Source organism: Caballeronia udeis, assembly GCF_044909315.1.
GTDB classification, from domain to species: domain Bacteria; phylum Pseudomonadota; class Gammaproteobacteria; order Burkholderiales; family Burkholderiaceae; genus Caballeronia; species Caballeronia udeis_A.
The window spans coordinates 298,505-312,051 of record NZ_JBIYEB010000001.1 but is presented as its reverse complement, the minus strand read 5'-3'; the positions used below and the strand labels follow the sequence as shown (position 1 = coordinate 312,051).

Below are 13,547 nucleotides of genomic sequence, written 5' to 3'. Positions count from 1 at the left end.
CGAGAGTCATCCGATGCGCCGTGCCGAGGAGTCCCTGTTGAATCATTCCCCTGAAAACCCGAACGATTTCGTGTTGCTTGCGCCGTTCACCGGCCCGATGGTGCCGCTCGCCGATGTCCCCGATCCTGTGTTTGCGGACGGCATGTTCGGCGATGGTATTGGTATCGATCCGCTTGGAGGTTTGCTGCTCTCGCCCTGTGATGGCGTCATCACACATCTCGCGCGTACCCATCACGCCGTGACGCTGCGCACGCCGCAAGGCGCGGAAATCCTGGTGCATATCGGCATTGATACGGTCGAGCTCGCGGGTAAAGGCTTTACGCCGAAGGTCGAGCAGGGCGCGAGCGTGCGCGCGGGCCAGGTGCTGATCGAATTCGACGCGGACTACGTCGCCCAGAACGCGCCGAGCCTCGTTTCCGTGATTGCGGTGGCCAATAGCGACGCGTTCGAGGTTGTCGACCGTGCTGGCCGCGGCATGCTCAAGGCTGGCGAAAGCCAGTTGCTGGTGCTGCGGAGCAAGGGCGGCGCGAAAGCGGATGCGGCCCGCAGCGATTCGAATTTCACCGACGAAGCGCGCCGTAGCGTGACGCTCGCGCATGCGGGTGGTTTGCACGCGCGGCCCGCGGCTCGCGCCCGCGAAGCGGCACGTGGTTTCGACGCCAAGGTGCAAGTGCGCTTCAACGGCCGCAAGTCGCCCATTGAAAGCGTCGTCGGTTTGCTTGGGCTTGGCGCCGGTGAGGGCGCGACCATCGAACTGCTTGGTGTAGGCGCGCAAGCGGCGGCGGCGGTTGAAGCGGTCGCGACGGAATTGCTGCGTGAAGCGCATGGTGAAGTGGAGGAGAAACCGGCGCGCACGCAATCGCCCGCGCCCATCGCCGCAGCACGCGATCCCGGCAAACCGCTTGATCCGAACACGATTGCCGGCGTGTGCGCATCGCCGGGTGTTGCAGTCGGCAAACTCGTGCGCTGGGACGATAACGACATTACGCCGCCCGAACAGGCAACCGGTCAATCGGCCGCGGAAAGCCACTTGCTGGACAGAGCCATTGCCAGCATCGACGCGGAACTGGCCGAAACCGTACGCACTGCTTCGCAACGCGGTGCGGTCGGCGAAGCGGGGATCTTCGCGGTGCATCGCGTGTTGCTGGAAGATCCGACGCTGCTCGACGCCGCGCGCGACCTGATCAGCCTCGGCAAGAGTGCCGGATTTGCGTGGCGCGAAGCGATTCGCGCGCAGATCGTATTGCTGTCCTCCATTGAAGACGCGTTGCTCGCCGAGCGCGCCGCCGATCTCCGCGATATCGAAAAGCGTGTGCTGCGCGCGCTCGGTTATACGAACACGGCAACGCGTGAATTGCCTGACGAAGCCGTTCTCACCGCCGATGAATTCACCCCTTCCGACCTGTCGTCGCTTGACCGCACACGCGTGACTGCGCTGTTGATGGCACGCGGCGGCGCGACGTCGCACGCGGCGATCATCGCGCGTCAGATCGGCATTCCGGCGCTGGTCGCGGTGGGTGACGCATTGCACGCGATTCCCGACGGCACGCAGGTCGTGGTCGACGCCACCGCAGGACGCCTCGAGTACGCACCGACCGCCCTCGATGTGGAACGTGCGCGCCTTGAACGCCAGCGTCTCGCGGGAGTGCGCGAGGTGAACCGTCGTACGTCGCAGGAAGCAGCGGCCACGAGCGACGGGCGCACGATCGAGGTCGCGGCGAACATCGCGACACTCGACGACGCAAAAACCGCCGTCGATAACGGCGCTGATGCCGTTGGCCTCCTGCGCACGGAGCTGTTGTTCATTCACCGCCAGTCGGCCCCGACGGCAGACGAACATCGGGAAAGCTATCAATCCATCGTGGGAGCGCTAAACGGACGCACGGCAATCATCCGTACGCTTGACGTGGGTGCGGACAAGGAAGTCGACTACCTCACACTGCCGCCGGAAACAAACCCCGCGCTGGGCTTGCGCGGCATTCGTCTGGCCCAGGTGCGCCCTGATCTCCTCGACGACCAGTTGCGTGGTCTGCTCGCGGTGAAGCCGTTCGGCACGGTGCGCATCCTGTTGCCAATGGTCACCGATTCCGGCGAACTCGTGCGCCTGAGAAAGCGCATTGATGAGCTCGCGGCGGAAATCGGCCGGACCGATCCCATTCAGGTGGGCGTGATGATCGAAGTGCCGTCGGCGGCGCTGCTGGCCGATCAACTCGCGCGACACGCGGATTTCCTGTCCATCGGCACAAACGATCTCACGCAATACACGCTCGCCATGGACCGTTGCCAGCCCGATCTCGCCGCTCAAGCCGACGGTTTGCATCCCGCGGTGCTGCGCCTCATCAAGGCAGCGACGGATGGCGCGGCCAAACACGGCAAATGGGTCGGCGTGTGCGGCGCGCTTGGCGGAGATCCGGTCGCCGTGCCCTTACTCGTGGGCCTTGGCGTGACGGAATTGTCGGTGGACCCGGTTTCGGTTCCCGGCATCAAGGCGCTCGTGCGCAAACTCGATTACCCACTGTGCCGTCAGCGCGCTGAGGACGCCTTGGCGCTCGAATCAGCACAGGCAGTAAGAGCAGCAAGCCGCGAAATCTGGCCGCTGGACTAACACGTCCGTCCGGCAGCCAGCCTTCGCGTTCACTAGTAAAAAAAGCTTCGATCGACAACATGTTGCAACAACACGATCAACGACAAGACACTTATCTCTGGAGAACCTGATGGACGCCAACCTGTTTGCGAGAATGCAGCGTCTCGGCCGCGCGCTGATGCTGCCGATTGCCGTGCTACCGGTGGCCGGGCTGCTATTGCGCCTCGGCCAGCCGGATGTCTTCAACATCAAGATGATCGCCGACGCGGGCGATACGATCTTTTCAAACCTGCCACTCTTGTTCGCCATCGGCGTGGCGGTTGGTTTTGCGAAGGACAATAACGGTACGGCCGGTCTGGCGGGTGCGATCGGTTACCTGATCGAAATCGCAGTGATGAAGGACATCAACGACAAGCTCAACATGGGCGTGCTGTCGGGGATCGTTGCAGGTTGCGTGGCCGGGTTTCTCTACAACAAGTACAAAGACATCAAGCTTCCTGAATACCTCGCGTTCTTCGGAGGGAAACGCTTCGTGCCGATTGTCACGGGGGTGTCCTGTCTTGTGATCGGGATTGTCCTGGGCTATGTCTGGGCACCGGTTCAGGCCGCGATTGATGCAGCGGGCGGTTGGCTGACCGGCGCAGGCGCACTCGGCGTGTTCGTGTTCGGCGTACTGAACCGGATCCTGCTGGTGACGGGCCTGCACCACATCATCAACTCGCTTGCCTGGTTCGTGTTCGGCTCGTACACGCCTCCGGGCGGCGGCGCGGCGGTGACGGGCGATTTGCATCGGTTCTTCGCCGGCGACAAAACCGCTGGCGGCTTTATGACGGGCTTCTTCCCGATCATGATGTTCGGCTTGCCGGCAGCGTGTCTGGCCATGTTCCATGAAGCACCGAAGGAGCGTCGCGCCATGGTGGGCGGCTTGCTTTTCTCGATGGCGCTGACCGCGTTCCTGACGGGCGTGACCGAGCCGATCGAGTACACCTTCATGTTCCTTGCACCGGTGCTGTACGCGATCCACGCGGTGCTCACGGGTTTGTCGCTGGCGATCTGTTCGGCGTTGGGCATTCACCTTGGCTTCACGTTCTCGGCTGGCGCGATCGACTATGTGCTGAACTACGGGCTCTCGCAGCGCGGTTGGCTGGCGATTCCGGTTGGCCTGGTTTACGGTCTGGTGTATTACGGGCTGTTCCGTTTCTTCATCCGCAAGTTCAACATGGCGACGCCGGGCCGTGAACCCGCTACGACCGATGCAGAAGTCGAGTCGTATGACAACACGGGTTTTGTTTCCCCGACCGCCGGCGCTACGGTGCCGCGTGCAGTACGCTACATCGCTGCTTTGGGCGGTGCGTCGAACCTGACGCTCGTCGATGCCTGCACGACCCGTCTGCGTCTTTCCGTGGTGGATTCGGCGAAGGTTTCGGAACCCGAGTTGAAGTCGATTGGTGCTCGTGGCGTGTTGAAGCGTGGCCCGACGAGTGTGCAGGTCATCATCGGGCCGGAAGCCGATCTCATCTCCGACGAAATCCGTACCGAACTCGAACGTACGTCCACACGAGGTGCAACGGCGGCTTCATCGGCTCCGGCTGCAGCTCCGTTGGCCGCTGTCGCCCCAAGCGAACAAGGGCCGCTCGATCCCGACCCGGTACGCTGGCTTGCGGTGTTCGGTGGCGCGACCAACGTGGCGTCGCTCGATGCTGTCGCTGCAACGCGGCTGCGGGTGGTGGTGCGCGATCCGTCGTCGGTGGATCGTCAGCGCTTGTCGGCGCTCGACGTAGCATGGGTTTCCGCTGACACGTTCCACATTGTTGTGGGCAATGCGGCTCAACGTTACGCCGACACCATGGCGAAGCGTCTTTCGCCGGGCAGCGGCACGGCGCCACTGCCGGCTTAAGCCAGGCCCGCAACCACGCGGCGATGGCTGGGCTTCGAAAGCCCGGCCGCGAACAAGCCGCCGGCAATGCGAACTCATCTGCAACGATGAGTTCGCACAGTCTTAAATCCGTCAAGTTATTTCAAGACCCGGTCTGGCGAAAGTCACGAGCCGGGTTTATTTTTTGCGTGGAAGATAATAAGTAAATCTAATTAATAAAATATTCGAAACGAATGCCGTGTTTGTTCGGCTTTCATGTTGAAGGACGTTCTCGGTAATGCCAATAAATCTTGCCATCATTAGTCGTTAAATTTAATAAGTTTAACTAATCAAACGGAATAAAGAAATGAAACCCACAGTCGTTTCGTTTCTCTATAAGGAGTCGTAGATGAAAGCGCGCATCGTCGTATGGATCATATTCATGCTTGCCGCCGGCGCGGCACATGCCGGCAACTCATTCAACGTGAAATGCACCTATTCGCACACGCTGACCGATGACCCCATTGTTTATCCGGGAAAGGTGGGGGGCATGGTGCATGAGTTCTTCGGCAATACCAGCACTAATGCCAACAGTACCTACGATTCACTGAGCAACAACCGCATCACCACGTGTGACTCGAAGAGCGACATTTCTGCGTACTGGGTGCCACAACTGAGACGATCATCCGGGGGCGTCTAGCCGGATGATCAGAAGACGTATTACAAGAATGACCAGGCCGTGGTCCCGCTTCAGACCATTCCACCCGGCCTGGAGATGCCGGCCGGAGATCACATTGATCGGAGCGTTGATCATTCTCGCCAGGGTGTTGTTCCAGGTCGCTCAGGTCGTGGTGAGCGTGATGAAGCGCAACTCGCCGGAGTACAAAGACGTAACGGGCGACCCGTGGAATGGCCGCACGCTCGAATGGGCAATGAGTTCACCGCCGCCCATCTACAACTTTGCGGTGCTGCCTGTGGTGCATGACCTCGATGCCTTCGCACACGTGAAGCAACGCGGTCGCACGCGCCATGCAATCGAGGACTACCGCGACATCCGCATGCCGCGCAATACGAGCGCCGGATTGATCATCGGCTCGTTCACCCTCGCTATCGGATTTGCGCTGGTATGGCACATCTGGTGGCTGGTGATCGCCGGGCTGCTAGGCGTGGTTGTCACGCTGATCATGCGCAGCTACGACGACGATATCGACTACACCATTTCCGCTGAAACCGTTGCCGGCATGGACGGCACGCCGACACCGGCTCGGGAGCTCGACTTGCAGGAGGCACTGTAATGCTGCAAAAAACACTCTCACTGAACCTGCCGGGTTCACACGATGATCACGGCGCCTCGAATACCGTGCTCGGGTTCTGGCTGTACCTGATGACCGACTGCATCATCTTTGCGTCGCTGTTTGCGGTGTTCGCCGTGACGGGCAATCAGTTCGCGGGCGGCCCGTCAGGCAAGGACGTCTTCGAGCTTCCGGGCGTCATGATGGAAACGGCCATCCTGTTGCTGAGCAGTATCACGTTCGGTTTCGGCATGCTGGCCGCTCACAAGGGCAAGTCGACCGCGTTGCTGGCCTGGCTTGGCGTTACATTCGTGCTAGGCGCAGTGTTTATCGCTCTGGAAATCCATGAGCTCAGCTTGCTGATCGCACAGGGTTACGGACCGGAACGCAGTGCGTTTTTGTCGGCGTTTTTCACGCTCGTCGGAACGCAGGGTCTACACGTGACGGTCGGGCTGATCTGGATGACGATCCTCGCCGTCCAGGTGATCGGCAACAAGAAAGTCACTCAACGCGACCTGACGCGCCTCACGTGTCTCAGCCTCTTCTGGCACTTCCTGGACATCGTGTGGATCTGCGTCTTTACCTTTGTTTATTTGAGGAGCGTCGTATAAATGGCACACGTACATTCAATCGATACCGGCGCTAGCCACGGCAGCGTGGGTTCGTATGTGATCGACTTCATCTTTTCGGTTGTGCTGACTGTCGCTGCATTTGGCGTGGTCACACAGCAGTTGATGGGGCCGACAGAATCGATTATCGCCATCGCGGTGCTCGCGTTCATCCAGATCCTCGTGCACCTGGTGTTTTTCCTGCACATGAACACGTCGTTGTTGCAGCGATGGAACGTGGTCGCGTTCGGCTTCACCTCGATGGTGGCGGTGATCGTGATCGAAGGGACGTTGTGGGTGCTGAATAGCGTCGGTCCCACCACATGATGTCGCGTTAAGCGGCAGGGGTTTTGCTCCAAGCACTGTAAAACGCGGCGCCCGAGGGAGACCTCTGGCGCCGTTCTTTATTGCGCAGGCCAAAGGCAAAAGAAAAAGCCCGCCGTCTTTCGACGGCGGGCTTTGAAGTCTTCGGGGGGCGATCTACCGCCCGCCGGACATCAGGCGTACTCGTTCAGCGCCGAGCGCATCTTCTTCATTGCGCTGGCTTCGATCTGACGAATCCGTTCTGCAGACACGCCAAATTCGTCCGCGAGTTCATGCAGCGTCTTGCCACCCGATCCGTCGTCTTCCACTTCCAACCAGCGGGCCTGAACGATCCGGCGGCTGCGTTCGTCAAGCGATTCGAGCGCGGTCGACAACCCTTCGCTCTGCAGCTTGTCAAACTGACGCGACGCCAGCACGTTGGTCGGCTCATTGTGCGAGTCAGCCAGATAAGCGATAGGCGCGTACGATTCCTCGCCGTCGTCGATCTGACCTTCCAGCGCGATGTCGCCGCCGGAAAGGCGCGTTTCCATTTCCGCGACTTCTTCGCGCTTCACGTTGAGCTCTTTCGCCAGGCTATCCACCTCATCCGGCGTGAACGCGTTGTGCCCGGTCTTGTGGCTGCGAAGATTGAAAAACAGCTTGCGCTGCGCCTTCGTGGTCGCCACTTTCACCGTGCGCCAGTTGCGCAGGATGTACTCGTGAATTTCGGCCTTGATCCAGTGCATGGCATACGACACCAGCCGCACGTTCTGTTGCGGGTCAAAGCGTTTTACAGCCTTCATCAAGCCGATATTGCCTTCCTGAATCAGGTCGGCGTGGGGAAGCCCGTATCCCAGATAATTGCGGGCAATCGATACCACCAGGCGCAGGTGCGACAGCACGAGCTGACGAGCGGCGTCCAGGTTGTCGTTTTCGCGAAATTCGGTGGCGTACTGACGTTCTTCCGACGGCGTAAGCATCGGGATCCGGTTGACAGCCGAAATGTAGGCGTCGATGTTGCCGATCTGGCCAGTCAACATGGACGACTGCGCAAACGTCAGCGCACCTGCCGAAGCGGCCTTGGCCGGTGCCGAGTGTCCGGTATTCGGGAGGGTCATCGCATTGGTCACGCTTGTGTGCTCCTTATCAACAAAAAACCCGATGAGAAACCGGGTCTAGCCACGATATTAGCACTCTGTCATTTCGAGTGCTAAAGATTAGAGGGCGGATGTGTGACCAAGTTCCCATACGCTATTAGAATCAACGCTCCAATAGCCAATAAGTGGTTTCCCGTACCGTTGCGCCTCGCGAAATAGTTTTTCTGTCAAACTTGCCGAAAGAAATTTGCAAGATTTCGCACGATTTACCCGCCAATCCGGATTCGACGAAACTTAATTCCGTGTTTCCTCCATTCGGCAGAACTCTTCTGAGCACAATTTCAAGACCGTCTCTAAAATGGCGGCTTGCTGCGTCGGGCGGCGAGCCTGTCTTGTGAGAATCCAGCTCCGGAGTATTCATGCATAAGAAGAAAAGTGTCTGGCAAAAGTGCTCTCTTTACGGTGCCTTGTTCGGCGCGCTGGCGTTGGCTTCGGCCACTGCCCGCGCCGATCAGTTCGGCCTGCAGATCGCAGGCGGGGTTGCCGACCATGACGTCCGGAAAGCGGATGTAGGCGTAGTCTGGGACCCCAACTGGACGTGGTGGGAAATCGGCGGTTTCCACTTCACCGTTGTGGGTGAAGCGCACGTGGCCTACTGGGATATCCGCGAAAACCAGGCATCGAACCCGGGCATCTGGGAATTCGGCCTCACGCCAATGTTCCGCTTCATCAAGAGTTCGGGATGGTTTCGGCCCTACGTGGAAGCGGGCGTGGGTGTACGCCTCCTGTCGCATGTTCGCGAAACCGAGACTCGCACGTTCTCTTCGGCCTTTCAGTTTGCCGACGTCGTGGGCGTGGGAGCTCAATTCGGCGCACATCAAAACTACCAGGCGGGCTTCCGGTTTCAGCATTTATCCAACGGCGGTATCGAACACCCGAATCCTGGTATAAATTTCAGCCAGATATATTTGCAGTACAACTTCTGACGAGGGCCGCGTCCATCGGTTCCTCAAGCCCGAAAGGAATCGACAGATGCCGGCACAACCCATCGGTACACCCATCGAGGCAATCCGTGAGCTCGAGCGCGACCGCTTCCGCGCGATGGTCGACGGTGACGGCGAATTGCTGGACGCGCTGCTGGCGGAGAACGCCAGCTACGTCCACACCAATGGCAAGCGCGAGACGAAGCGTCAGTTTATTGATGCGATCACGGCGGGGCGCCGGCGCTATCGGCAAATCGAGATCCAGTCGCAGGAGCTGATGCCGGGCGGGCTGGACACGTGGATCGTGTATGGGCGCGCGCTGCTCGAGATGGAATCGAAGAACGGCGCCTTGCTGTTCCCCATCGCCTACACGGCCATCCACATTCAGGTCGATGGGCAATGGCAGTTGCTCGCGATGCAGGCAACACGCGTGGCGCTGGATTAGCACCGCTTCGACGCCGTTCGGTCGGGCGTCGCGGTTCGGCCGGCGGGCCGGCGCCTTTTGAGCGCCGGTCGCCACGCCAATACCGGTATCGTGTTTTATTGCCTGCTTCGCAAACTTCTGCCGCGCTTGGGCTGGAAAACGGTGTCTCGCAGCATTACCGAATTCCTACGGCCCACGTCTGGGCCAATTCCAGCGCGTTTTAGCCACCTCGCTGCTCGTTGCTGGAAAGAAAGCCGCGCTCGTTACGCTGCGACAGCCTCGCTTTCCGCTTCCTTCCTCCCGGCCCAGCGCGCGCGATTTACCGCGCTGACGATGGCATCGGCGACCGCCTGAGTCGCGGTTGCGTGCACGGCGACGCCAAAGCGCATGGCCTGATCGCCGATCCGGCAGCCGATAAACACCGCCGTCTCGCCCTTCGCGGTCGCAGCGGTTTCAAACGATGTCACTTCGACCGCCACACCCGCCACGCTGGCCACGGCCGAAGCGACTGCCTGCGCGTGCGGTTCGTCAGCAACCGTGGATACGGGCAGCTTCACGGTGCGTCCATCGAAGTGCATGGTCGAGACATCCGTCCGCGACGCCGGCCCTCGTACCTCGAAGTATTCGCGCTTGAACAATGCGCAAATGGCGTCGCCGGAGACTTCCGCGCCGGAAGCATCGGCGACCTTCTGCACGGCATGGCTGAATTCGATCTGGACGCGGCGCGGCGGCGTGAAGCCCAGGCCGCGTTCGAGCAGATACGTCGCGCCGCCTTTGCCCGACTGGCTGTTCACGCGGATCACGGCGTCGTAGCTGCGGCCGAGATCGGCCGGGTCGATCGGGAGATAGGGCACATCCCACAGCGTGCCCGCTTCGCGCTGGGCAAACCCCTTGCGGATGGCGTCCTGATGCGAGCCGGAGAAGGCCGTGAACACGAGATCGCCGGCATACGGGTGACGCGGATGCACGGCAATCCGGTTGCAGCGCTCGACCACGCGGCGCACGCCGTCGATATCCGAAAAATCCAGACCGGGGTCGATACCCTGTGTGTACAAATTCATTGCAAGCGTAACGAGATCCACATTGCCCGTGCGCTCGCCGTTGCCAAAGAGGCAGCCTTCCACGCGCTCGGCGCCCGCAAGGACCGCGAGTTCCGCTGCGGCGACTGCCGTGCCGCGATCGTTATGCGGATGCACGGAGAGCACAATGCTGTCGCGATAACTCATGTTCCGATCCATCCACTCGATCTGATCGGCGAACACGTTCGGCATGGCTGCTTCCACGGTCGCCGGCAAGTTCACGATCATCTTGTGGTCGGGCGTGGGACGCCACATTTGGGCGACGGCGTCGCAGACTTCGCGAGAAAACGACAGCTCGGTCATGCTGAACGTTTCCGGCGAATACTGATAGATCCAGTGGGTGCCAGGGCGCGCGGCGGCGCACTCCTTGATGATGCGCGTGCCTTCCACGGCCAGCGCCTTGGTCTCTTCCTTCGACTGAGCGAAGACGATCTTGCGAAACGACGGCGCGATCGCGTTGTACAGGTGCACGATCACCCGGGGGGCGCCTTCCACTGCTTCAAAAGTCCGCTCGATGAGTTCGCGGCGCGACTGCACGAGCACTTCGATGGTGACATCGGCGGGAATGCGGTTTTCTACGATCAGCTTGCGCACGAAGTCGAAATCCGTCTGCGATGCCGACGGAAAGCCCACTTCGATTTCCTTGAAACCCACCGCCACCAGCATCTCGAAGAACTCGAGCTTGGCTTCAATGCTCATCGGGTCGATCAGGGCCTGGTTGCCGTCACGAAGATCGGTGCTCATCCAGATGGGCGCGCGCTCGATCGTACGGGTGGGCCATCGGCGACCGTTGAGGTTGACTTGAGGGAAAGGGTGGTATTTCTCGGAAGGGTTGCGCATCATCATCGTGGGCCTCGGCTGAACGCGTTGTACGCGTGAAAGCGCAGTCGCTGCGAGGTGGACGAGTGGCCGGCGGCTTGCCGGCATCGTTCCGATGCGTGCTGTACAGGTTCGCGATGTCCCATGGCGTGGGTGATGCCGGTGACAAACGTGAACGATGCAAATGCAGCGTGCATGTGATCCTCGCGTTTTCGAGCCGCGGATGAGCGGACGAAAGCAAACGACTACGGGTGGTAAAAGGGGAACTACGAAAAGGGCACTACGAAACTGCGGGCGGGACCGCGCGAGGAACGCGCGGCGCCACGTTTAGCGACTTACGCTAGACGTAGCGATAGGGGCCGCGCTAGGCGACCCTGAGTAATTCGAAGGGAGGGGAATTGGGTAAAGCTCATTTCTGCAGATTAGCGCAGGGCGCGCGCTTTTGTCAACAGAAACGCTTTCTCGACTGAAGGATGCTTTAGCGAATGGTCTAGCGCCTGACGACGTCCGCAATCAGCTCCGCCTGACGCGCGAGTGCGGGCGGAACGGGTGCTTCGCCCCGCAGAACGGTTTCGATCCAGCGCGCGGTGGTCGCGGCATCCAGGGCCTCGGGCAAGGCGACCGCGGGCGCGTCGGGCGATGAGCGCTCCGCCGATATCAGCGTTTCCGTGCGGCCTTCGTGAAACCAGTCCACCTGTACTTGCCGGCGCGTATCCGCTACCGCTTCGCCTTCCGTCCCGCGTGCGAGCAGGGCGCCGCCGGCCGCTGCATCGGGGTGTTCGGTGAATAGCCCCGTCAGGCTCTCGCGGTACTCCGGATGCGTGTAGTTCACCAGCCGCAAACCAGGTTGCGCGAACGGTTGCAGGATCTTCACCAGCGTATGCGTGGAATTTCTCACGCCCATGATCCGTCGGATCGCGAGCAGGCGCGCAAGCTTGGGCGCGAGCACGGTGATTGGCGCGAACGCCAGCCGCCGCGAGGCCAGGTTGTCCTCGATTTCATCGTGGGAAGTGGATTCCGGAATGCCCAGCTCGGCGAAAATCGCAGCGCTCGTCACGCGGCCAGGGTCGGTCGTTACGCCATGCACGAGCACCGGCACGCCGTCCCGTGCGAGCAGCATCGCCAGCAGCGGGGTCAGGTTGGGTTGCTTGCGGGCGCCGTTGTACGTGGGGATGGAGACGGGTCGCGCATGGTCGCGGCCATTCTGAATATGCAGCGGTTCGAACGAGCGATGCGCGGCCGCCAGCATCGCGGCGAGTTCCGCGGCCGTCTCGCCTTTCACCCGATACGCGAGCAACACGGCGCCGAGTTCGAGATCCGAGACGCGGTTGTCGAGCATGGCTTCGTAGAGGGCGTACGTGTCCTCTCGGGTCAGCGCTCGCGCGCCGTTCGGCCCGCGGCCGATTTCCTTGATGAAACGGGCGCACGGGAAAGAAGTTGTGTCGGTCATTGATTGGTCTGAGCGGGCCGCTGGCGTGTGGGGCTGAATCGCCTTGTACACCCTTGTACACGATAGGCCGCTGCAATTCAGGAAATACAGGAATCACATTCAGTACCGCATTTGAGCCGGGCTTGCAAGTCGCGAGGTTGTTTGGCGGAGGGTTGTCGGAGCGCTTGCCTGCTCGTTTGTTCGATGGTCGCGAGTTCAAGGCCGCCCAAGGGAATTGCAGGCCGGCGGCTTGTTTCTGCGTTCGTTGTCCCGGGGCTCATAGGCCATTCAGCCGAGTCGCGATGCGCAACAGTGCACGTTAAACTTGAGGTTCAGGTCGATGCTTCATCAAACAGGAGAAAACGCAATGAGTCACGTATTTGCCCCGGCACCCGCGGTCGCGGTGCCCGTTGTCGGGTCCAGCGACCAGTTTCCCGTTCGCCGGATTTATTGCGTTGGCCGGAACTACGAGGCGCACGCGCGCGAGATGGGGCATGACCCCGATCGTGAACCGCCGTTTTTCTTCGCCAAGCCCGCGGACGCGGTCCTCTACGTCGCGCCCGGTGCGACCGGCGAATTCCCCTATCCATCGCAGTCGAAGAACGTGCACTTCGAGATGGAGCTCGTGGCGGCAATCGGCAAGCAAGGTAAAGACATTCCCGCCGGGAAAGCGCTCGATTACGTCTACGGCTACGCGCTCGGCCTCGACATGACGCGCCGTGACCTGCAAGCCGAAGCGAAGAAACTGGGCCGCCCGTGGGACACGGCCAAGGGCTTCGATCACTCGGCGCCGCTGGGTCCGATTCATCCGGTAGCAAAGGTTGGGCATCTGGAAAAAAGCGCGATCTGGCTGACCGTCAATGGCGAAGAGAAGCAGCGATCGGACATCTCGCAACTGATCTGGTCCGTGGGCGACACGATCGCGTATTTGTCGACGCTATTCGAGTTGTTCCCCGGCGACCTGATTTTCACCGGCACGCCTGAAGGCGTCGGCGCCATTCAGAAGGGCGACCTGATGAAGGGCGGTGTCGACGGTATCGGAGAGTTCTCCGTGCGCGTGGTCTGACTATAAAA

11 protein-coding genes and 1 pseudogene are annotated in these 13,547 nt (G+C 60.7%); 9 read left to right on the top strand and 3 right to left on the bottom strand.

The features are described from left to right. Positions 1-13 precede the first annotated feature (13 nt). The 6 genes and pseudogenes from ptsP to cyoD all read left to right on the top strand — a co-directional run bounded on the left by ptsP (position 14) and on the right by cyoD (position 6,677). Positions 14-2,605, top strand: coding sequence for a phosphoenolpyruvate--protein phosphotransferase (gene ptsP, locus ABH944_RS01420; protein ID WP_404604043.1), 2,592 nt, complete (start codon positions 14-16; stop codon positions 2,603-2,605). A 109-nt stretch (positions 2,606-2,714) separates the two neighbouring features. After that, entirely contained in the window at positions 2,715-4,481 is a 1,767-nt protein-coding gene (nagE, locus tag ABH944_RS01415; protein ID WP_404604042.1) for an N-acetylglucosamine-specific PTS transporter subunit IIBC, read from the top strand. A gap of 367 nt (positions 4,482-4,848) precedes the next feature. Then, positions 4,849-5,139 (top strand): DUF1996 domain-containing protein, encoded by a 291-nt coding sequence (locus ABH944_RS01410; protein WP_404604041.1) that lies wholly within the window; start codon positions 4,849-4,851, stop codon positions 5,137-5,139. Positions 5,140-5,233: 94 nt separating this feature from the next. Continuing rightward, complete coding sequence (locus tag ABH944_RS01405; protein WP_404604040.1) at positions 5,234-5,734, top strand: heme-copper oxidase family protein; 501 nt, start codon at positions 5,234-5,236, stop codon at positions 5,732-5,734. After that, entirely contained in the window at positions 5,734-6,342 is a 609-nt protein-coding gene (cyoC, locus tag ABH944_RS01400; protein ID WP_404604039.1) for a cytochrome o ubiquinol oxidase subunit III, read from the top strand. Before ABH944_RS01405 ends, cyoC begins: the two co-directional genes overlap by 1 nt. After that, positions 6,343-6,677, top strand: a pseudogene (gene cyoD / locus ABH944_RS01395) (cytochrome o ubiquinol oxidase subunit IV). 159 nt (positions 6,678-6,836) lie between these two features. On the opposite strand, the gene rpoH reads toward cyoD, so the two are convergent. Then, complete coding sequence (gene rpoH / locus ABH944_RS01390) at positions 6,837-7,772, bottom strand: RNA polymerase sigma factor RpoH (protein ID WP_062090080.1); 936 nt, start codon at positions 7,770-7,772, stop codon at positions 6,837-6,839. Between the two features lie 386 nt (positions 7,773-8,158). Here rpoH and ABH944_RS01385 point away from each other — a divergent pair, with 386 nt between their 5' ends. Then, positions 8,159-8,725, top strand: coding sequence for an acyloxyacyl hydrolase (locus tag ABH944_RS01385; protein ID WP_404604038.1), 567 nt, complete (start codon positions 8,159-8,161; stop codon positions 8,723-8,725). A gap of 46 nt (positions 8,726-8,771) precedes the next feature. Next, positions 8,772-9,167 carry a nuclear transport factor 2 family protein gene (locus tag ABH944_RS01380; protein WP_404604037.1) on the top strand — a complete coding sequence of 132 codons (396 nt, stop codon included), beginning with the start codon at positions 8,772-8,774 and terminating at the stop codon, positions 9,165-9,167. 242 nt (positions 9,168-9,409) lie between these two features. On the opposite strand, the gene leuA is transcribed toward ABH944_RS01380, so the two are convergent. Both leuA and ybiB read right to left on the bottom strand, forming a co-directional pair. After that, positions 9,410-11,065, bottom strand: coding sequence for a 2-isopropylmalate synthase (gene leuA, locus ABH944_RS01375; protein ID WP_404604272.1), 1,656 nt, complete (start codon positions 11,063-11,065; stop codon positions 9,410-9,412). Positions 11,066-11,534: 469 nt separating this feature from the next. Further along, complete coding sequence (gene ybiB / locus ABH944_RS01370) at positions 11,535-12,494, bottom strand: DNA-binding protein YbiB (protein WP_404604036.1); 960 nt, start codon at positions 12,492-12,494, stop codon at positions 11,535-11,537. A gap of 346 nt (positions 12,495-12,840) precedes the next feature. Here ybiB and ABH944_RS01365 point away from each other — a divergent pair, with 346 nt between their 5' ends. Continuing rightward, the gene (locus tag ABH944_RS01365; protein ID WP_062090077.1) at positions 12,841-13,539 is read left to right on the top strand and encodes a fumarylacetoacetate hydrolase family protein; all 699 of its coding nucleotides are present in this window, start codon (positions 12,841-12,843) and stop codon (positions 13,537-13,539) included. The last annotated feature ends 8 nt before the right edge of the window (positions 13,540-13,547 follow it).

Bases quoted from the DNA above. Each gene is read 5' to 3' on its own strand.
- nagE (WP_404604042.1), top strand. From the start codon at position 2,715: ATGGACGCCAACCTGTTTGCGAGAATGCAGCGTCTCGGCCGCGCGCTG.
- ABH944_RS01410 (WP_404604041.1), top strand. From the start codon at position 4,849: ATGAAAGCGCGCATCGTCGTATGGATCATATTCATGCTTGCCGCCGGC.
- leuA (WP_404604272.1), bottom strand. From the start codon at position 11,065: ATGCGCAACCCTTCCGAGAAATACCACCCTTTCCCTCAAGTCAACCTC.
- ptsP (WP_404604043.1), top strand. From the start codon at position 14: ATGCGCCGTGCCGAGGAGTCCCTGTTGAATCATTCCCCTGAAAACCCG.
- ABH944_RS01365 (WP_062090077.1), top strand. From the start codon at position 12,841: ATGAGTCACGTATTTGCCCCGGCACCCGCGGTCGCGGTGCCCGTTGTC.
- ABH944_RS01380 (WP_404604037.1), top strand. From the start codon at position 8,772: ATGCCGGCACAACCCATCGGTACACCCATCGAGGCAATCCGTGAGCTC.
- ABH944_RS01385 (WP_404604038.1), top strand. From the start codon at position 8,159: ATGCATAAGAAGAAAAGTGTCTGGCAAAAGTGCTCTCTTTACGGTGCC.
- ybiB (WP_404604036.1), bottom strand. From the start codon at position 12,494: ATGACCGACACAACTTCTTTCCCGTGCGCCCGTTTCATCAAGGAAATC.
- cyoC (WP_404604039.1), top strand. From the start codon at position 5,734: ATGCTGCAAAAAACACTCTCACTGAACCTGCCGGGTTCACACGATGAT.